Origin of the sequence: Sphingomonas sp. TZW2008, from assembly GCF_002117915.1 — a bacterium.
In the GTDB taxonomy this organism is placed as follows: Bacteria; Pseudomonadota; Alphaproteobacteria; order Sphingomonadales; family Sphingomonadaceae; genus Sphingomonas.
The window spans coordinates 324,945-343,203 of record NZ_BDJB01000005.1 but is presented as its reverse complement, the minus strand read 5'-3'; the positions used below and the strand labels follow the sequence as shown (position 1 = coordinate 343,203).

21 protein-coding genes and 1 tRNA gene are annotated in these 18,259 nt (G+C 66.9%); 1 reads left to right on the top strand and 21 read right to left on the bottom strand.

The window, feature by feature from the left end:
• Positions 1-26 precede the first annotated feature (26 nt).
• Genes B7L05_RS17405 through B7L05_RS07535 form a run of 9 tightly spaced genes read right to left on the bottom strand, consistent with a single transcriptional unit; the run spans position 27 to position 7,938 of the window.
• Positions 27-191, bottom strand: a complete 165-nt coding sequence (locus B7L05_RS17405) for a hypothetical protein (RefSeq protein ID WP_179187151.1) — start codon at positions 189-191, stop codon at positions 27-29.
• Positions 188-952 (bottom strand): MBL fold metallo-hydrolase, encoded by a 765-nt coding sequence (locus tag B7L05_RS07570; RefSeq protein ID WP_085809664.1) that lies wholly within the window; start codon positions 950-952, stop codon positions 188-190. Before B7L05_RS07570 ends, B7L05_RS17405 begins: the two co-directional genes overlap by 4 nt.
• Complete coding sequence (locus B7L05_RS07565; RefSeq protein ID WP_085809663.1) at positions 949-1,734, bottom strand: TatD family hydrolase; 786 nt, start codon at positions 1,732-1,734, stop codon at positions 949-951. Before B7L05_RS07565 ends, B7L05_RS07570 begins: the two co-directional genes overlap by 4 nt.
• A complete protein-coding gene (gene metG, locus B7L05_RS07560; RefSeq protein WP_085809662.1) occupies positions 1,734-3,284 on the bottom strand; it encodes a methionine--tRNA ligase in 1,551 nt (516 codons plus the stop codon). The genes B7L05_RS07565 and metG overlap by 1 nt, the downstream gene beginning before the upstream one ends.
• Positions 3,285-3,298: 14 nt before the next feature.
• Positions 3,299-4,246 (bottom strand): DNA polymerase III subunit delta', encoded by a 948-nt coding sequence (locus B7L05_RS07555; protein ID WP_085809661.1) that lies wholly within the window; start codon positions 4,244-4,246, stop codon positions 3,299-3,301.
• Complete coding sequence (tmk, locus tag B7L05_RS07550) at positions 4,243-4,869, bottom strand: dTMP kinase (RefSeq protein ID WP_085809660.1); 627 nt, start codon at positions 4,867-4,869, stop codon at positions 4,243-4,245. The genes B7L05_RS07555 and tmk overlap by 4 nt, the downstream gene beginning before the upstream one ends.
• Positions 4,866-6,041 carry a D-alanyl-D-alanine carboxypeptidase family protein gene (locus tag B7L05_RS07545; protein WP_085809659.1) on the bottom strand — a complete coding sequence of 392 codons (1,176 nt, stop codon included), beginning with the start codon at positions 6,039-6,041 and terminating at the stop codon, positions 4,866-4,868. The genes tmk and B7L05_RS07545 overlap by 4 nt, the downstream gene beginning before the upstream one ends.
• A gap of 45 nt (positions 6,042-6,086) precedes the next feature.
• A complete protein-coding gene (locus tag B7L05_RS07540; protein WP_179187150.1) occupies positions 6,087-6,881 on the bottom strand; it encodes a septal ring lytic transglycosylase RlpA family protein in 795 nt (264 codons plus the stop codon).
• A gap of 16 nt (positions 6,882-6,897) precedes the next feature.
• Positions 6,898-7,938: a lytic transglycosylase domain-containing protein gene (locus tag B7L05_RS07535; protein ID WP_085809657.1), complete on the bottom strand. Its 1,041-nt coding sequence runs from the start codon at positions 7,936-7,938 to the stop codon at positions 6,898-6,900.
• Positions 7,939-8,048: 110 nt separating this feature from the next.
• Between B7L05_RS07535 and B7L05_RS07530 the strand changes: the two genes are divergently transcribed.
• A tRNA-Ser gene (locus B7L05_RS07530) sits at positions 8,049-8,138 on the top strand.
• 5 nt (positions 8,139-8,143) lie between these two features.
• On the opposite strand, the gene B7L05_RS07525 is transcribed toward B7L05_RS07530, so the two are convergent.
• The 12 genes from B7L05_RS07525 to pyrH form a co-directional block, all read right to left on the bottom strand.
• The gene (locus tag B7L05_RS07525; RefSeq protein WP_256926650.1) at positions 8,144-8,425 is read right to left on the bottom strand and encodes a PilZ domain-containing protein; all 282 of its coding nucleotides are present in this window, start codon (positions 8,423-8,425) and stop codon (positions 8,144-8,146) included.
• 65 nt (positions 8,426-8,490) lie between these two features.
• Positions 8,491-8,721, bottom strand: a complete 231-nt coding sequence (gene rpmE / locus B7L05_RS07520) for a 50S ribosomal protein L31 (protein ID WP_085809655.1) — start codon at positions 8,719-8,721, stop codon at positions 8,491-8,493.
• Positions 8,722-8,802: 81 nt separating this feature from the next.
• Positions 8,803-9,015 (bottom strand): hypothetical protein, encoded by a 213-nt coding sequence (locus tag B7L05_RS07515; RefSeq protein ID WP_085809654.1) that lies wholly within the window; start codon positions 9,013-9,015, stop codon positions 8,803-8,805.
• Positions 9,015-9,494: a 3-hydroxyacyl-ACP dehydratase FabZ gene (gene fabZ / locus B7L05_RS07510; RefSeq protein WP_085809653.1), complete on the bottom strand. Its 480-nt coding sequence runs from the start codon at positions 9,492-9,494 to the stop codon at positions 9,015-9,017. Before fabZ ends, B7L05_RS07515 begins: the two co-directional genes overlap by 1 nt.
• A gap of 11 nt (positions 9,495-9,505) precedes the next feature.
• Positions 9,506-10,153 (bottom strand): OmpH family outer membrane protein, encoded by a 648-nt coding sequence (locus B7L05_RS07505; protein ID WP_085809652.1) that lies wholly within the window; start codon positions 10,151-10,153, stop codon positions 9,506-9,508.
• The gene (bamA, locus tag B7L05_RS07500) at positions 10,153-12,798 is read right to left on the bottom strand and encodes an outer membrane protein assembly factor BamA (protein WP_179187149.1); all 2,646 of its coding nucleotides are present in this window, start codon (positions 12,796-12,798) and stop codon (positions 10,153-10,155) included. The genes B7L05_RS07505 and bamA overlap by 1 nt, the downstream gene beginning before the upstream one ends.
• A gap of 121 nt (positions 12,799-12,919) precedes the next feature.
• Positions 12,920-14,053, bottom strand: a complete 1,134-nt coding sequence (gene rseP / locus B7L05_RS07495; RefSeq protein WP_085809651.1) for an RIP metalloprotease RseP — start codon at positions 14,051-14,053, stop codon at positions 12,920-12,922.
• Complete coding sequence (locus tag B7L05_RS07490) at positions 14,050-15,207, bottom strand: 1-deoxy-D-xylulose-5-phosphate reductoisomerase (protein ID WP_085809650.1); 1,158 nt, start codon at positions 15,205-15,207, stop codon at positions 14,050-14,052. Before B7L05_RS07490 ends, rseP begins: the two co-directional genes overlap by 4 nt.
• Positions 15,204-15,959, bottom strand: coding sequence for a phosphatidate cytidylyltransferase (locus B7L05_RS07485; RefSeq protein WP_085809834.1), 756 nt, complete (start codon positions 15,957-15,959; stop codon positions 15,204-15,206). The genes B7L05_RS07490 and B7L05_RS07485 overlap by 4 nt, the downstream gene beginning before the upstream one ends.
• A gap of 47 nt (positions 15,960-16,006) precedes the next feature.
• A complete protein-coding gene (gene uppS, locus B7L05_RS07480; protein WP_085809649.1) occupies positions 16,007-16,723 on the bottom strand; it encodes a polyprenyl diphosphate synthase in 717 nt (238 codons plus the stop codon).
• 112 nt (positions 16,724-16,835) lie between these two features.
• Entirely contained in the window at positions 16,836-17,393 is a 558-nt protein-coding gene (gene frr / locus B7L05_RS07475; RefSeq protein ID WP_085809648.1) for a ribosome recycling factor, read from the bottom strand.
• Between the two features lie 2 nt (positions 17,394-17,395).
• Complete coding sequence (gene pyrH, locus B7L05_RS07470) at positions 17,396-18,124, bottom strand: UMP kinase (protein ID WP_085809647.1); 729 nt, start codon at positions 18,122-18,124, stop codon at positions 17,396-17,398.
• Positions 18,125-18,259 lie beyond the last annotated feature (135 nt).

The following is an 18,259-nucleotide window of genomic DNA, read 5'->3' as shown; positions in this document are numbered from 1 at the left end:
TCCTTGTGAATACATGAGTAGCGGTTTTAGCTACGGATCAGCGCAGCGACCGCAACGACCACTGCGAAGATCGCAATCCAGATGGCGGCAAGCTTGATCGTCGTGCCGAGCGGCGGCCGGCGCGCGATCAGAGCCGCTAGCGGCAATACCAGCGTGAGCGCGATAAGCGCGATCTGTGCGCCGCCGATCATAGCTCGAACGCTAGGCCGTCGTAGCCCGGCTCTACGGCGCGCGGCAGCCTCGCGACGAGCGTCGCATAATCCATCGACTGATCCATATGCGTCAGCGCTGCGCGGCCGGGCTTCAAGTCCTCGATCCAGCGGAGCGCCTGGCCGAGATCAGGATGCGTCGGATGCGGTCGCTCGCGAAGCGCATCGACGATCAGCAAGTCCAGCCCTGCATAGTGCGCGCGCATCGCAGCTGTCATCGCGCTGATATCGGTCGCGTAGCCGGCCGCGACGCCCTGATAGTCGAACCTCAAGCCTGCGGAGGTAATCGACCCGTGCGGTTGATCGACCACGCTGATGTCGATCGATCCGATACGAAGCCGATCAGGAAGCTCATGCAGCGCGACCGTCGGCGGGTAGCCGCTGCGACCGTGGAAGACATAGCCGAACATCGCTTCCAGCCGCTCCCGCGTCGCCGCCCGCGCATAACCCGGCACGGGATGGCCGAGCAGATGATAAACCTGCCGCAGGTCGTCGATGCCGAACACGTGATCGGCGTGTTCGTGCGTCCAGATCACCGCGTCGATCGTGCCGACGCCCGCCGCTAGAAGCTGCGCGCGCATGTCGGGACCGGTATCGACGAGGATCTTGGTATCCGCCGTCTCGACCAGAATGGATACGCGGGTGCGGCGATTGCGCGATTCGTTGGGATCACATGCACCCCAATCGTTGCCGATCCGCGGTACGCCCGACGACGTCCCCGAGCCGAGCATCGTCACCTTCATCCGCGGGCCGTCGCCGTTTTGCTGAACAGCGTATGGAAGTTACGCGCTGTAACCTCATGCAATTCCTCGAGCTCGTCACCGCGCAGCGTCGCCAGAAAGCTGGCCGTATCGGCAACGAAGGCAGGTTCGCCCGGCTTGCCGCGATGCGGCACGGGCGCGAGGAACGGCGCGTCGGTCTCGATCAGCAGCCGCTCAAGCGGGAGCCGCTTTGCCGTCTCCTGCAGATCGCGCGCGCTCTTAAACGTCACGATACCGGACAGCGAAATATAGAAGCCGAGATCGAGCGCGACGTCAGCAAAGGCGCCCGTGCCGGTGAAACAGTGAATGACGCCGGTGAAGGCCCCCTTCCCCAGTTCGTCGCGAAGGATCGCCGCGGTATCCTCCTCGGCATCGCGGGTGTGGACGACGATTGGCACGCCAGCCTCGCGGGCGGCGGCGATATGCGCACGGAAACTCGCCTGCTGCCGCGCGCGATCGGAATGGTCGTAGTAATAGTCGAGCCCGCTTTCCCCCACGCCGACGACGCGAGGATGCTCGGCGCGCGCGACGAGGCGCTGCGTATCGACGTGCGGATGCTGATCGGCCTCGTGCGGATGGATACCCACCGTCGCCCAGACGTCGGGCTCCCGCTCCGCGGTGGCGAGGACGTCATCCCACTCGCTCTCGCGCGTCGCGATGTTGAGCATCGCCGTCACGCCGCGCGCGCGGGCGCGGGCGAGCACCGCCTGCTGCTCCTCCACCAGACCTTTGTAATTGAGGTGGCAGTGGCTGTCGGCGAGCATCAGGCGACGTCCGCCGGCAGTTCGAGGCGCGGGAAAGCGGGCGACGGTGCCGCGAGGGGCACGCCGCTGGCGGCACGGCGCGCGTACCAGTCATCATCGTCGACCGCCGCGTGATCACGCTCGCCCTCTTCGACGCCCAGCTGATCGAGGATCGTACCGGCGCCCTTCGGCACGACGGGCAGGATGGCGATGGCAAGAATGCGGATCGCGCGCACCAGCGTCCGCAACACGGCATGCATGCGATCGGGATCGGTCTTGCGCAGGCTCCACGGCGCCTGCACGTCGATATATTGGTTGCACGCGACGACGCCGCGCATCCACGCTTCGATCCCGTGGCTCAGCATCAGGTCGCCGAACGCTGCCTTCAGCCCCGCTGCCGCGACGATGACTTCCTCGATCAGCGCACCGTCGGCGTCATCCGCCCGCCCCGCCTCGGGCAGCTCTCCCGCAAGGTTCTTGGCGATGAATGAAAGTGTGCGCTGCGCCAGATTGCCGAACGCGTTGGCGAGTTCGGCGTTGATGCGTGTCACGATCGCCTCGGCGGAATAGCTGCCGTCCTGCCCGAAACTCACTTCGCGCAGCAGGAAGTAGCGCAGCGCATCGACACCGAACGCGTCCGCCAGATCGCCCGGATCGACGACGTTGCCGAGGCTCTTCGACATCTTTTCGCCGCGGTGGAGCAGAAAACCGTGGCCGAACACCGACTTGGGGAGCGCAATGCCCGCCGACATGAGGAACGCCGGCCAGTAGACCGCGTGAAACCGGACGATGTCCTTGCCGATCAGATGAAGATCGGCCGGCCAATAGGGCGCGGCCTTATCGGGATAGCCAGCACCCGTCAGATAATTGGTCAGCGCATCGACCCACACGTACATGACGTGGCCTGGGCTGTCCGGCACCGGCACCCCCCAGTCGAAGCTGGTGCGCGACACCGACAGGTCGGACAAGCCGCCCTCGACGAAGCGCATCACCTCGTTGCGGCGCGATTCAGGACGGATGAAGTCGGGATTGTTGCCATACAGGTCGAGCAGCGGCTGCTGATACTTCGACAATCGGAAGAACCACGTCTCCTCGGCCGTCCAGGTCACCGGCGTTCCGTGCGGCGACAGCTTCTCGTCACCGTCGCCCGCGACGAGTTCCTTCTCGTCGTAAAACGCCTCGTCGCGCACTGAATACCAGCCCTCGTAGCGATCGAGGTAGAGGTCACCTGCCGCCTCCATCGCGCGCCAGATCGCCTGGCTCGCGCGATAGTGATTGGCATCGGTGGTGCGGATGAACCGATCATAGGAAATCCCCAGATCGTCGCACATCGCGCGGAAAAGCGACGACATTTCCGCGGCCAGATCGGCGACCGCGACACCGCGGTCCCGCGCGGTCTGCACCATTTTCAGCCCGTGCTCGTCGGTGCCGGTCTGAAAGCGGACGTCGCGGCCCGCCTGGCGCTGGAAACGCGCGATGGCGTCGGCTGCGATCGCCTCATAGGCGTGGCCGATATGCGGCTTGCCATTGGGGTAGCTGATCGCGGTGGTGATATAGAAGGGCTCGCCCATGGGCAGCGCCTCTACTATCGCGCGAGCCGCGCGACCACCCCTGCCAGTTCGAAGACCGTGCCGCCCGGATCGAGCGACAGCGACCGTGCGCTCGCGGCGATCGCGCGCGCCTCGTCATAGGCGTCGAGCGCGTCGCGCAACGCCTCGCCAGCGCGATACGGCGCCTGCTCGGCGAGGAACGTCGGCACGCGATCGAGGAACGCCTCGTAGCGCGGCTGCGCCGCCTTGAGCGACAAGGCGCGCATCAGCTTGACGCGCTCGGCGTTGGTGCGATCGCCGTCACGCGCGATCGTGCCGAGCGCCGCGTCGATCTTGTCGAGGTCGAGCCCGGCGAAGCGCAGTGCGCGGCCCGGGGCACCGCAACCGGCACGCACCAGCGCGTCCTGCTCCTCCACAGATGCCTCGGGCAGAAGATCGGCAAGTACCGTGCGCATGTCGCGTTCAGCCAGCGGCTCGAACCGCAGCAGGCGGCAGCGCGACCGGATCGTCGGCAGCAGGCGACCGGGCGCGTGGCTGATCAACAGGAACACAGTGCCCGCCGGCGGTTCCTCGAGGTTCTTGAGCAAAGCGTTCGCTCCGGCGCGCTCGAGATCGTCGATCGCGTCGATCAGCACGACGCGGCGCGGGCCAAGCGATGGGGTCGTCGCGAACAGCGGCTGGAGGCTGCGGACCTGCGCGATGGTGATACTACGCGCGAGGTCGCCGTCGGGCTTGCCGTCCTTCGGCAGGCGTTCGAGGATGCGGTAATCAGGATGCGCGCCGGCATTGATCAGCGATCGCGTGCGATCGTCGGCGGCATGGCCTGCGCTTCGGGCGAGCAGGCCGATCGCCGCCTCCCGCGCGAAGGCCGCCTTGCCGATGCCCTGCGCGCCCGTGAGGAGCCACGCGTGGTGGATCTGCCCGCTCGCGGCGGCCGCATCGAAGGCGGCCTGCGCCGCTGCATGGCCGCGTATCGTACTCACGGCAGCAGGTCGGCCAGTTCAACGAGGATCGCAGCCGTGACCGCCTCCGGAGGCCGCGCCGCGTCGACGATGCGCACGCGTGCCGGCTCGCGTTCGGCGAAGCTGCGGAACGCCTCAGCGACGCGGTGGTGGAAATCCTCGCCGCGCCGCGCGAAGCGGTCGGTAAAGCCTTGGTCGCGCAGCGCTGCGCGCCGTGCGCCTTCCTGCACCGACAGATCGAGCACGATCGTCCGATCGGGCAGCAGGCCGCCGCTGCCGAATGCGTGCAGCGCCATAATCGCCGCGTCATCGATCCCGCCTGCGAGCCCCTGATAGGCACGCGTCGAATCGAGATACCGGTCGCTGATCACCCAGTGACCGGCCGCCAGCGCCGGACGGATCACCTTCTCGACATGGTCAGCACGCGCGGCGGCGAACAGCAGCGCCTCCGCGCGCGCATCCCAGCGCGACACCTCGCCATGCATTAGCAGGCTGCGGATCGCCTCCGCCCCCTCGCTGCCGCCCGGCTCGCGGGTGACCACCACAGTAGCGCCGCGCGCCTCGATCGTTGCCGCGAGCGCACGCACCTGGGTCGATTTGCCCGCCCCCTCGCCCCCTTCGAGCGAGAGGAAGCGACCCGTCATCCGAACATGCCCGTCAGGCCGGCCCAGGCGCGGCCGAAGAAACCCGCCTCCGCGACATCCGCCTCGGCGACGAGCGGCAGCGTCTGCTCAGGGAGCCCGGGCGAGGTGACGACGAGGTCGGCGACATGCGCGCCTGCCTTGATCGGCGCCTTGATCGGCCCCTGATAGACGACCTTTGCCGACATCGCCGGCACGGCGCCCGACGGCAGCGCAACCTTCAAGTCACGCGGCGCGACGAGCCCGACGCTCGAGGCGCCGCCCAGCTGAACCTCGGCATCGGCCACCTTGCGGCCCTGCTTCACGATCGGCTTCGCCTGCCACGCACGGAAGCCCCAATCCATGAAGCGCACCGATTCGGAGATGCGCTGGTTGAAGCTGGTGAGCCCGGCGAGCACCATGACGAGACGGCGTCCGTTCTGCTCCGCCGATCCGGTAAAGCCGTAGCCCGCCTCCTCGGTATGGCCGGTCTTGAGCCCGTCGGCACCGGCGACGCGGCCTAGCAGCGGATCGCGGTTCGCCTGCGTGATGTCGCTGCCCGAGCCGAGCGTCTTGCCCCAGGTGAATTCACGCCGCGAATAGAATTGCTTGTAGAGGCTCGGATGCTCCTGGATCGTCGTGGCGGCGAGCTTCGCCAGATCGCGCGCCGTCACATAGGTGACGCCGTTGTCGGGCCAGCCGTTCGACGTGCCGAAATGGCTGTTGTCGAGCCCGATTCGCTTGGCCACCTCGTTCATCCGCTGAACGAAGGCTTCCTCGGTGCCCGAGATTCCTTCCGCCAGCACGACGCAGGCGTCGTTCCCGGAAAGGACGACGACGCCGTAGAGCAGGTTCGCCACCGACACCTTCTCGCCGACCGACAGGAACATCGTCGATCCGGCCGCCGGGCCGTGCCAGCGCTGCCAGGTCTCCGGCCGCACCTCGAACTCGGTGTCGAGCTTGAGCTCGCCGCGCTTGATCATGTCAAACACAACGAACACCGTCATCATCTTCGCCATGGACGCCGGCGGCATGCGACGGTCGGCATCCTTGGCGAAGAGCACCGCGCCCGACGACAGATCCTCCATGAACGCGACCGGCGCGACCGTCTGGAACTGCGGCGCCGAGGCGGCGGAGGGATAGGCGACCGACAGCGCGATCGCGGGCAACGCGAGATACGACAGAAGCTTGGACATGGACGCTCTACTCGGGGCTGGACGGTGGAAGCTGGACGGCGACGCTCACGGCTCGACGACGATCGTGGCATCGCCATAGCCGCGCCGCGCCGCCGCGTCACGTGCCCGTTCGGCGGATACGGGGTCGACGAACGGGCCGAGGCGGACGCGATACACGCCGCCCTCGGCGGTCACCGAGCCGCGCAGCCGATCGGCCAATGCCTGCGCGCGGGCGGCGTTGGAGAAGGCGGCAACTTGGACGAGCAACGTGTCGACCCCGATCGCAGCGCGCGCGACGCGTGGCGATCGGCGCGCGTCGGCGGTGCGCTGGATCGGCGGCGTGTATGTCGACAGCCGGGCGCGAAGCGAGGCGAGCAGCGCGGCGGGCGCATCGAGGCGTGCGTTCGCCGAGCGGCCCGCAGCGAGCGAGGCGGCATCGGCCGCGGTCGCCGCGCTGGCACGCACCCGTACGGGGGCCATCGCCCGATTGCTGGTGCCGAGTGCTTGCGCTGCGCCGCGCGACAGATCGATCTCACGATCCAGTCGGCCGGGGCCGCGATCATTGACGAGCACCAGGATCGTGCGCCCGCTGTCTAGCGACGTCACCTCGGCGAACGAGCCGAGCGGTAAGGTGCGATGCGCCGCGGTGATCGCGCCGGGATCAAAGGCGCCGCCCGACGCGGTGTCGTTCCCCGCCAGTTCCTCGCCGTACCAGCTGGCATAGCCGACCGCGTCGTAGCGGACCGGCGCCGCGGGAACGGCGGTCGGCAGCACCGGCGCCGCCGCGCGATCAACTGCCGCGGCAGGTGTGAGCGGCACGCTCGGCGCGCCGCCACAGGCCGTGAGCAAAAGCAGCGCCACCGCGCCGCCGCCAACCTCAGCGCTCGACGGCATCCGCCAGCAAACCCACCGAGAGCGCGTAGAAATTCGAGCAATTATAGTCAAGGATCACGCGATAATTGCCCGTGAGGAGATACGCCGTCGCACCGGGACCGTCCGGCTCCATCAGCGTCGCGAGCACATTGTCGCCGGGCCAGCCGCCACCCTGCGGCACGATGCCGAGCGCGCGCCACTCCGCCATGGTGCGCCACCCACTGTGCCGCTCAAACACCCGCGGGCAGCGGGGCGATACCAGGCGATTGGCCTGCCCGCTGCGATCGAAGCCGGCGGGCACGCTGACGGCGATGCCCCATGGCTGACCAGGCCGCCATCCGGCATTGACGAAGTAATTGCCGATCGAGGCGAGCGTATCGGCCTGGCTGTTCCAGATGTCCGCCCGCCCGTCGCCATCGCCGTCCTTGGCAAGACGGATGTAGATCGACGGCAGAAACTGCGGATTGCCCGTCGCGCCGGCCCAGCTGCCGACCAGCGTCGAGCGCGGAATACCGCGATCGAGGATCTTGAGCGTCGCGACGAACTCGCTCGCGAACAGCGAGCGGCGACGCCCGTCATAAGCGAGCGAGGCAAGGCTGCGCAGTAGATCGAAATTGCCGGTGTAGCTGCCGTAGTTCGTCTCATGCCCCCAGATCGCAACCATGATCGATTCGGGCACGCCCGTTTCGGCTTCGACCCGCGCAAGGCGCGCGCGATTGGCGGCGTAGGCGGTGCGCCCGCGGCCGATCCGCGCCGCATCGACGTGACGCGCCTTGTACGGGGCGAACGGCGGGGTCGCGGTGGAGCCGGGGTTGCCCGGCTGCTGCCGGTCGAGGTCGACGACACGCTGATTATAGGTAAGCGTCGGCAGGACGGCATCGATGGTCGAAGGGCGGACACCCTCGCGCAGCGCCTGCGCGCGCAGTTCGGACAGATACGCCTGAAAGCCTGCCTCGCTGCGCGATCCCTCGGTCTGCGCGCCGGCAGATCCGGAGATGAGCGCGAGCGCGGACGCGGCGATGCCGATACGCAGGCGGCGGAACATGGTGTTGATACCCCTCACCCGCGCTGTGTGACACACGGCGGGCTCGCGCGGAACCGCCAATCATCGCCGGGCTTGCACGCATCATCGCACCGCGGCACAGGGCGTTGCACGGATGGGTGGCCGAGTGGTTTAAGGCAACGGTCTTGAAAACCGTCGTGGGTGGAAGCTCACCGTGGGTTCGAATCCCACCCCATCCGCCAGCGATCTAGCGCTCGGTGAGGCGTTCGAACGCGGCCTTGTCGAGCGGCTTTTTGAACTGGCAGCCGGCGGTGAAATCATCCGCCCAGCGCACATCGGCGGCGACCGGGCCGATCTCGGGCAAATTGAGCCAGATCGTCGTGCCGCGACGTAGCGCGGAATAGCTCTGGATGCGTGCGCCGTGGAGCGAGATATCGACGACCTTGCACAAGGTGCGCCCGAGCCCGCCCTGCCCCATGCTTGCGTCGAACGAGACCGGCGCGCGCGGGCTGCGGCGCCGGCCATTCATTTCCGCTGTTTCGAATTCCGCCGCGAACATAGCTGAACGCTACGCCCGCGGTAGTTAATCGATGATTACTTACGCAGCGTAAGCCCGCCGCCGAAGCGCTTATTGAAGCGCGCGACCTGACCGCCGCTGTCGAGCATCTGACCCTTGCCGCCGGTCCACGCCGGGTGCGCAAGCGGATCGATCTCGAGCGTCATCGTGTCGCCTTCCTTGCCCCAGGTGGAGCGCGTCTCGTACACGGTGCCGTCCGTCATCTGCACCTTGATCATGTGATAGTCGGGGTGGGTATCTTTCTTCACATTCTGTCTCCGAGATGGCTGGTTACCGACCAGCCGAGAAGGAAGGCGCGCGCCTAGCAGAGCCGCGTGACGCACGCAATGTCAGCGCAAGGTGGCCCAGCGGCGCAGCGCGACCAGCGACCAGATCGCCTCTACCACGCCGAACGGCCACGCGCCCTGCAGGAAGCCGTAGGTCGAACCGAGCGCACAAGCGCCGGCGAAGCCGAGCACCCACCAAGGCGATCGATCCTCCAGTGCGTAGCAGACGAGCATCAGGCTGACCGCGACGAGCCCGAACGCGGTCAGCCGATCCATCACGCCGCGGCGGGAGGATCCGCGATCATCGCGGTGAACGCGCATTCGGCGGCGACATCGCCGTCGATCAGGGCCTTGCCGGCGAACTTGCACACGCGCGCGCGCTTCTGCACGAACGACACCTCTAACCGCAGCAGAACGCCCGGCTCCACCGGCTTGCGGAACTTCACGTCGTCGATCGACATGAAGTAGACGAGCTTGCCGGTGCCCGCGAGCCCGAGGCTTTCGACCGCGAGGACGCCGGCGGCCTGCGCCAGCGCCTCGACGATCAGCACGCCCGGCATGATCGGGCGGCCGGGGAAATGCCCCTGGAAGAATTGCTCGTTAATCGTCACCGCCTTGATCGCGGTGATCGATTCATCGGGCACCAGCCGCTCGACGCGATCAACGAGCAGCATCGGGTAGCGATGCGGCAGCGCCGCCATCACGCGCGTCACGTCGAACGAGCCGATGGCGGCTTTGGTCGTCGTCTCGCTCATGCGGTTACGGCTCAGCGGCCCTGCGGCTGCTGGCGCTGCTGCGCCGGGGCGGCAGCGGCCTGGCCCTGCTGACCCTGCTGGCCCGGCTGCCAATTTGCCGGCGGCGTAATGCCGACGCTGGGGACGAGCTTGTCGAGTTCGGCAGTGATCGCCGGCGTCACGTCCGCCGCCGGCTGCGCGAACAGCGCGGCTTCCGGGCGAAGCAGCAGCGTCACGTTGCGCGCGCGCACCGCCGCCTGCACGGCGTCGTTCAGCTTGGTGCTGATCTGCTCGAGCGCATAGGCCTCCGCGCGCTGCGCCGGCTGCGTCAGGCGGCCGAGTTCCTGCTGCGCGGCCTGCTGCTTGGTCTGGATCGCCTGCGCCTGCGGGCGGAGCGATGCCTCGCTCGCACCAGGTGCGCGCGCCGCGGTCTGATAGGCGGTGACGAGCGGTCGCAGCTCGTTCTCGATCGCAGTGCGACGTGCGGTCGCCTGATCGATCTGCGTCTTGTACTGCGTTTGGATCTGGCCGCGTGCAGTCGTCCAGGCGCGCGAGTTCGCGACCGCCTGTTCGGGGTTCGCGACAGCGATGCCCGACACCTGCGCACTGGCCGAACCGGCGGCGATGGCAGCCGGCGCGACGAGCGCGGCGGCGAGCAGCATGGTCTTGATCTTGGTCATCAGAACTGAGTCCCTACGTTGAAGGTGATAAGCTTGTCGTCGTCGCCCGGCTGCTTCTTCAGCGCGCGCGCGATATCGATACGCAGCGGGCCGAACGGCGAGGTCCAGTTGACGCCGAAGCCGACCGAGATGCGCGGCGTCGGCGAATCGCCCAGGAACCGCTCGAGGAACGGCTGCGAGCGGATCTGCGGCGTGTTGGGCAGGATGCCGTTACAATTGCCATTGCCGTCGGGCAGGCCGGCGGCGCAGGTCGTCGTCACCGCCAGCCCCTGTGCATTGGCGTAGGAGAACAGCGGATTGCCGGCCGTATCGGTAACCGGCAGCGGCAGAACGACGGTATTGCCCGCAGCATCTGTCGTCGTCGGGAAGGTCACCGTCGGCAGCGGCCGACGAATGTTGAACAGGCTGCCTGCCTGGACATAGACCGACGGCCGCAGCCCGAGTTCGCGCGCGCCGGAGCCGAGCGGAATCTCGAGTTCCAGCCGCGAGAGGTAATAGGCCTTGCCGCCCAGCGCGTCGTCGGTGATCTGCTGGCGATCGGTGATCAGGATCTGCTTGCCGGTCGCATCGGTGGTGTACGGCAGGCGCTGCACGCGCGGCCCGACGCCGCGAATGTCGAAACCGCGGAACTGCGGCTCGCCGAGATAGAAGCGGTCGGTGATGCGCACAGCATCGACGCCTTCGCCGCGGTCACTCTCGAACGAGAAAATGTAGCCGCCTTCCGCCAGCGCGGACAGGATGAAGCCGCTGCCCAGCCCCCAGTACTTCGCCGCATCGGCGCGCGTGCGCAGATATTTCACGTCACCGCCGAGGCCTGCGAAATCCTGGCTGAAGGTGAAGCGCTGGCCCGACGACGGGCGAAGCCGGCTGTTGAGGCTGTCGTAGATCAGCGAGTAGCCGACCGAAGACGTCAGCCGGTTGCCCAACGCCTCGCATAGATAGCGGCCGGCGAGAATACGGTCGCACTGCCCGTCACGGAAGAAGGTGTCGCGATCGAGGCCGACCTCGTCGTACGAGAGGCCGTAGCGCGCCGACAGCGACCAGAACTCGGTCAGCGGCACGCCCGCGCGCAGCTGGAAACCGGTCGAGACCTGGCTGTAGGTCGTCTCGCGATTATTGTTGACGAAGTTGAATGCGTTGAAGTCACGGCGGAACACGTCGACGCCGACGGCGATGTTCTTGTCGAACAAATACGGCTCGGTGAACCCGACCTCGATCGACTTCGAATAGCTCGAATAGTTGACGCCGAGCCGTAGTTCCTGACCCTTGCCGCGGAAGTTGCGCTGCGTGATGTTGAACTGGACGATGAACCGCTCGAGGCTCGAGAAGCCCGCCGACAGCTGCAATTCGCCCGTCGCCTTTTCCTCGACGTTCGCGCCTAGGATGACGCGATCAGGCGTCGTGCCCGGCGTCTGCTTAATCTCGAACTTCTCCTGGAAGTAGCCGAGGCTGTTGATGCGGTCCTGCGAGCGCTTCACCTGGAAGCTGTTGAACGCGTCGCCCTCCGCAAGGCGGATCTCGCGACGGATCACCTTGTCCTGCGTCTGCGTGTTGCCGGTAATGTCGATCCGCTCGATGTACGACCGTTTGGCTTCCGCGATGTGGAAGTTGATCGACATCGTCAGCGCGTCCTTGTCGCGCTGGAACTCCGGGTTGATTTCGGTGAAGGCGTAACCGAACAGGCCCGTCGTCTGGCTCAGCCCGTCGACGGTATCCTCGACCATCTTGGCGTTATACCAATCACCCTTCTTTACCGCGAGCGTCTTGGCGAGCGCCTTGTCGTCGAAGTCGCGAATATCGCTGTCGACGGTAATGTCACCGAATTTATAGCGCGGACCTTCCTCGACCACGTAGGTGATGATGAAGTCTTCTTTATCGGGCGTCAGCTCGGCGACGGCGCTCGTCACGCGGAAGTCGGCATAGCCTTCGGTCAGGTAGAACTGCCGCAGCTTCTGCTGGTCGTAGGCAAGGCGATCCTGATCGTAGGTCGTGTTCGACGACAGCAGGCGGAACAGGCGCGCCTGCTTCGTCACCATCTGCTCGCGCAGCTTGTCGTCGGAGAACACTTCGTTGCCGATGATGTTGATCTGGCGGACCTTGGACTTTGGCCCCTCGCTGATCTCGAACACCACGTCGACGCGGTTCTGGTCGAGCGCGACCATCTTTGGATCGACGCTGGCGGCGAAGCGGCCCTGACGACGATAGAGTTCGACGATCCGCGCGACATCCTGGCGCACCGCGCTGCGGGTGAACACCTGCCGCGGCTTGAGCTTGATCTCCTTGGTGATTTTGTCTTCCTTGAGGCGCTTGTTGCCCTCAAGAATCACGCGGTTGATAATCGGGTTCTCGCGCACGCGCAGCACGATGTCGCCCGTTTCGGCACCGGCCACCGTCACGTCGGCGAACAGATCGCTCGCGTACAGGTCCTTGATCGCCTGATCGAGCGTCTCGTTGGTGTAAGCCTGGCCGATCCGCAGCTTAGTATAGCTGAGCGCGGTCTCCGGCTCGACGCGCTGTGATCCCTCGACGCGAAGTGAGCGGATCACGCGCTGCACCGGCGGCGCGACGGGCGACGGCGTCGCCGGTGCGGAAGCAGTCGGCGCCGCGCTCTGCGCAGCGGCAACAGACGGCACCCCAGCGAGCATGGTACAGCCAAGCAGCAATGCCGCCGAGCGCGAACGAGCAGACGAAGTGTTCAAAACAGTCACCAATCCCACCCCGGTAAGCCCAAACAAGCCCCTGCGCGCGCGCCCTGCCCTTGATTCGTCAACCGATCAAGCGGGCGAGATTGCGCCAAAGGCCGAAATTCCCAAGATCGTTGAACGTCACCAGCAGCATCAGGGCAAGGATCGCGGCTAGCCCACCGCGGAACGCCCATTCCTGCACCGCCGGGCCGACCGGGCGGCGGCGCACCGCCTCAATCGCGTAGAAGAGCAGGTGGCCGCCATCCAGCATCGGAACTGGCAGCAGGTTGATGAACCCCAGATTGATGGACACCAGCGCAATGAGGAAGACGAACGCGTCGGGCCCCAGCGTGATCTGCTCGCCCGATACCTTGGCGATCGACAGCGGCCCGCCGAGCTCCTTCACCGAGCGTCGCCCGCTTACGATCTGGCCGATCGTCTCGACCATCATCGATACGATCTCGCCGGTCCGCCGTACGCCGACGACGGGCGCCTCGAGCAGGCCGACCGGTACCGATACGCGTTCGCCGCGCCCGATGCCGAGCATGCCGATGCGATAGCGGTTGCCGAAGCGATCGACCTGCTCCTGGACACCGAGCGTCACCGGCAGCGTCAGCGGCTGGCCGCGGCGCTCCAGCGCAACATCGATCGCCTCGCCGGGATGGATCCGCGTGTAGGACAGCATGTCCTCGAAGATCGCGATGTCGCGATCGCCGAGCCGCACGATGCGATCGCCCGCCTGCACGCCCGCGCGTGCCGCGGCACTGCCGGCGACGACCTCGCCGACGACGGGCGGCGTCCGCGTGTCGCCATAGGCAAGCGCAAAGCCCGACAGGATCAGGATCGCGAGGACGAAATTGACGACTGGCCCGGCCGCGACGATGATCGCACGCTGCCAAACGGGCTTCGCCTGGAACGTCTGTGCGCGCTCGGCAGCGGGCAGCGCGAGCCATTCGGCCGACGGCTGGCTGACGGCGTTCATGTCACCGGCGAAGCGGACGTAGCCCCCCAATGGCATCCAGCCGATCTTCCATCGCGTTCCCCGCTTGTCGGTCCAGCCGGCGATCTCGCGCCCGAAGCCGATCGAGAAGGCGTCGGACTTCACGCCGAAGAAGCGCGCGGCAAGGTAATGGCCCATCTCGTGAACGAACACGAGCGGTCCGATCACCAGCGCGAAGGCGAGCAGCGTGAGCAGCAGGCCGGGGTTTTCAATCAAGCAACGCGTTCCTTCACACGCTCATCCGCCAGCACCCGCGCCTCGCGATCGACGTGCAACACCGCGTCGAGGGTATCCGGTGCTGCCGGATCGTAGCAAGCGAGCGTATCGGCGACGATTGCGGCGATTTCGAGGAACCCGATCCGCCCCGCGAGAAACGCCGCCACCGCCACCTCGTTCGCGGCGTTGAGGATCGCCGGGCGTGCCCCGCCCGCCTCGAGCGCGGCACGCGCGAGCGCGAGCGCAGGGAAGCGCTCAAGGTCCGGCGCGTCGAAGTCGAGCCGCCCGACCTTGACGAGATCGAGGCGCTCACCCGGCGTCAGCATGCGATCGGGCCACGCCAGCGCGCAGGCGATCGGCGTGCGCATGTCCGGCGTGCCGAGCTGCGCGATCACGGAGCCGTCGACATATTCCACCATCGAGTGGATTACCGACTGCCGGTGGACGACGATCTCGATCTGCTCGCTCGCGATGGGAAACAGGTGGAACGCCTCGATCAGCTCGAGCCCCTTGTTCATCATCGTCGCCGAATCGACCGAGATCTTCGCGCCCATCGACCAATTCGGATGCGCCACCGCCTGCGCCGGCGTGATCTCGCGCATCGCGTCGAGCGGCCGCTCGCGGAACGGCCCGCCGCTCGCTGTCAGGATGATCCGACTGACACGATCGGCAAGCGCGCTATCAAGGCACTGGAAGATCGCACTGTGCTCGCTGTCGACGGGCAGCAGCGTCGCGCCGTGGCGCGCGACCGCGGCGTTCATCACGTCGCCCGCGGAGACCAGCGCCTCCTTGTTCGCAAGCGCCAGCGTATTGCCCTGCTCCACCGCCGCCATCGCCGGGCGCAGCCCGGCGCAACCAACGATCGCCGCGACCGTGACATCCGCCGGCATCGCCGCCGCCTCGGTAACCGCCGCTTCGCCCCCCGCTGCCTCGACGCCCGTGCCAGCGAGTGCCGTCCGCAGTGCGGGCAGGCACGTCTCGTCCGCCACGACAGCGCGCTTGGCGCGCGTTCGTATCGCCGCCGCGGCGAGCCGATCGACGTCGCGATTCGCCGTCAGCGCGACGACGGAAAACGCGTCAGGCGATCGCTCGACGAGATCTAGCGTCGACGTACCGATCGATCCGGTCGCCCCGAGGATGGTGATCGTCTTCATCGGTAGAGGTAGGGCGCGACCACGAGCAGCGCGGCGAGCGGCGCGACCGGAACGACGCCGTCGAGCCGATCGAGCACACCGCCGTGCCCCGGCAGGATGTTGCCCGAATCCTTGACGCCCGCGCGGCGCTTGAGCCAACTCTCGTAAAGATCGCCGCCCTGCGCGATCACCGCGAGCACCGGCGTCGCCAGCGTCATCCTCCACGGCAGACCGTAACGCACGTGCAGGATCGCCGCGAGCGCGCTCGCCGCCGCCACGCCGCCGATCAGGCCGGCCCATGTTTTGTTCGGCGACAGCCGCGGCGCGAGCTTAGGCCCGCCGATCGAGCGACCGCTGAAGAACGCTCCGATATCGGTCGCCCACACCAGCGATAGCGCCCAGAACGCCCAGAGCAGCCCCTCCTCCTGTCGCCGGAGAAACACCAGCGCGAGAACGGGAAGCCCGCAATAGACTACGCCGACGCCGAGCGCGCTACGCCGCGTCACCGCCGCGGCGAAGAACGCCGCGCCCGCCAGCAGTCCGAGCGAGAAGAAATCGTGCACCACCAGCACCAGCGATGCCGGCGCCATCACCGCGAGCGGTACCGACAGGCTATATTGCGTGATGCGCTTCTGCCGCGCGGGCGCATGCTGGAGATCGGACCATTCCGCCATCATGAACAGCGCAATCACGACCGCGAGCAGCCAGAAGGCGATCCCGCCGAACCACAGCGCCGCACTTGCAATCACGATCATCGCGACGCTGGCGATCATCCGCAGGCGAAGGTTCGACGGTGTGCGCACCTTGGCGTCGGGCGTCGTCACAAGCCTCCGAACCGGCGCTGACGATTGCCGAACGCCGCCACCGCTGCGTCGAGATCCGCCGCGCCGAAATCAGGCCACAGCGTGTCGACGAAGAGCAGCTCCGCATAGGCAGCCTGCCACAGCAAGAAGTTCGACAGGCGATGCTCGCCCGACGTGCGGATCAATAGGTCGAGCGGCGGCAGGTCGCGCGTCTCGAGCTCGGCCTCGATCGACGCCGCGTCGATCTGCTCGGGCGCCAGTCGCGCAGCCACACTTTGCGCCGCGCGTACTAGTTCTGCCTGCGCGCCGTAGTTCAGTGCGATCGCCAGGATCGGGCCGCTATTGCCCGCGCAGCGCGCCACCGCGTCGTCGATCAGCGCGACGACGTCGGCCGGGAAGCGGCGGAAATCGCCGAGGATTCGTAAGCGGACGTTCTCGCGCACGAGCTCGGCGAGATCGCTGCGGATGAACAGCCGCAGCAGACCCATCAAGTCGCCGATCTCCTCCTCGGGCCGGCGCCAGTTCTCCGACGAAAAAGCGTAGATGGTGAGCGCTTCGATGCCGATCGCGCGCGCGTGGCGCGTTACGCGCCGCACCGCCTCGACACCCGCCTTGTGCCCGGCGGCGCGCGGCAGCAGACGCTTCTTCGCCCAGCGGCCGTTGCCGTCCATGATGATCGCGACGTGACGCGGCAACGCGCCCCCGCCCGCGACGAGCTTCGGCGCCGTGCTCACCCTCGCGTACCTTCTACAGCACGGCCCGACACGCCGCGCGGCAGTTCGCCCCACGCGGCACAAATGCGGCGCGGCGACCAAGACCCGACCGGGCAGAAGGCCGAGTCTCGGCTCACTTGCCGAGGATTTCCTTTTCCTTGGCGCTCGCGGCGACGTCGATCTCGGCGATCGTCGCGTCGGTCAGCTTCTGCACTTCGGTCTCGAGCCGTTTGCGATCGTCCTCGCCGAACACGCCCTTCTTCTCGTCGACCTTCAGGCTGTCCATGCCGTCGCGCCGCACGTTGCGCACCGCTACCTTGGCCTTCTCCGAATAGGAGCCGGCGAGCTTGGCGAGCTCCTTGCGACGCTCTTCAGTCAGATCAGGAATCGGCAGGCGAAGCGTCTGGCCGTCGTTAATCGGGTTGAGTCCGAGGCCGGCCGAGCGGATCGCCTTCTCCACCGGGCCGACGTTGCTCTTGTCCCACACCTGCACCGAGATCATCCGCGGCTCGGGCACCGAGACGGTCGCGACCTGATTGAGCGGCATGTGCGATCCGTACACCTCGACCGTCACCGGATCGAGCAGCGCCGTCGAAGCGCGCCCCGTCCGAAGCCCAGCGAGATCGCCCTTCAGTGCCTCAACGGCGCCCGCCATGCGGCGTTCGAGATCGGCCTTGTCATAGGCGGCCATGCTTAGTCTCCTGCTCGTTCCTGGACGATCGTCGACACGCCTTCGCCGCTCAGAACCGCAGCGAAATTGCCGTGTTCGCGGATGTTGAAGACGACGATCGGAATGTTCGAATCGCGGCATAGCGCCACCGCGCTTGCGTCCATCACCTTCAAGTTCTTGGACAGCACCGTGTCGTACGAGATCGTCTCGTAGCGCTTGGCGTCGGCCACCTTTTTCGGATCGGCGTCGTAGATGCCGTCAACGCTAGTCCCCTTGAACAACGCGTCGCAGTTCATCTCCGCCGCGCGCAACGCCGCGCCGCTGTCGGTGGTGAAGAACGGCGATCCCACGCCCGCGGCGAAGATCACGACGCGGTTCTTCTCCAGGTGGCGGACGGCGCGACGGCGAATAAACGGCTCGCACACCGATTCCATCGGGATCGCGGACTGGACGCGTGTGTCGATGCCGATCTGCTCGAGCGCATTCTGCACCGCCAGCGCGTTCATCACCGTCGCCAGCATGCCCATATAATCGGCGGTCGCGCGCTCGAAACCCTTGGCGGCAGCCGCAAGTCCGCGGAAGATATTGCCGCCGCCGACGACGACGCAGAGCTCGTAGCCCTGCGCCTTCACGTCGGCGATCTCCTCCGCCACGCGTGCCGTGACGGCGGGATCGATCGCGAGCCCCCCCTCACCCATCAGCACCTCGCCCGACAGCTTCAAGAGGATGCGTTTATAGGGCCGGTCGGTCATGCGTCTCGATCGATAGGTAAAGCGGTGGAGACCTTTAGGGACACGGCCTTGCGCCCGCAACAGGTGTTCGGGTCATTGGGCGGTAACATGGCGGCCATCGTCGCGATCGCCTTCTACGAGAAAAAGCGGATCCGA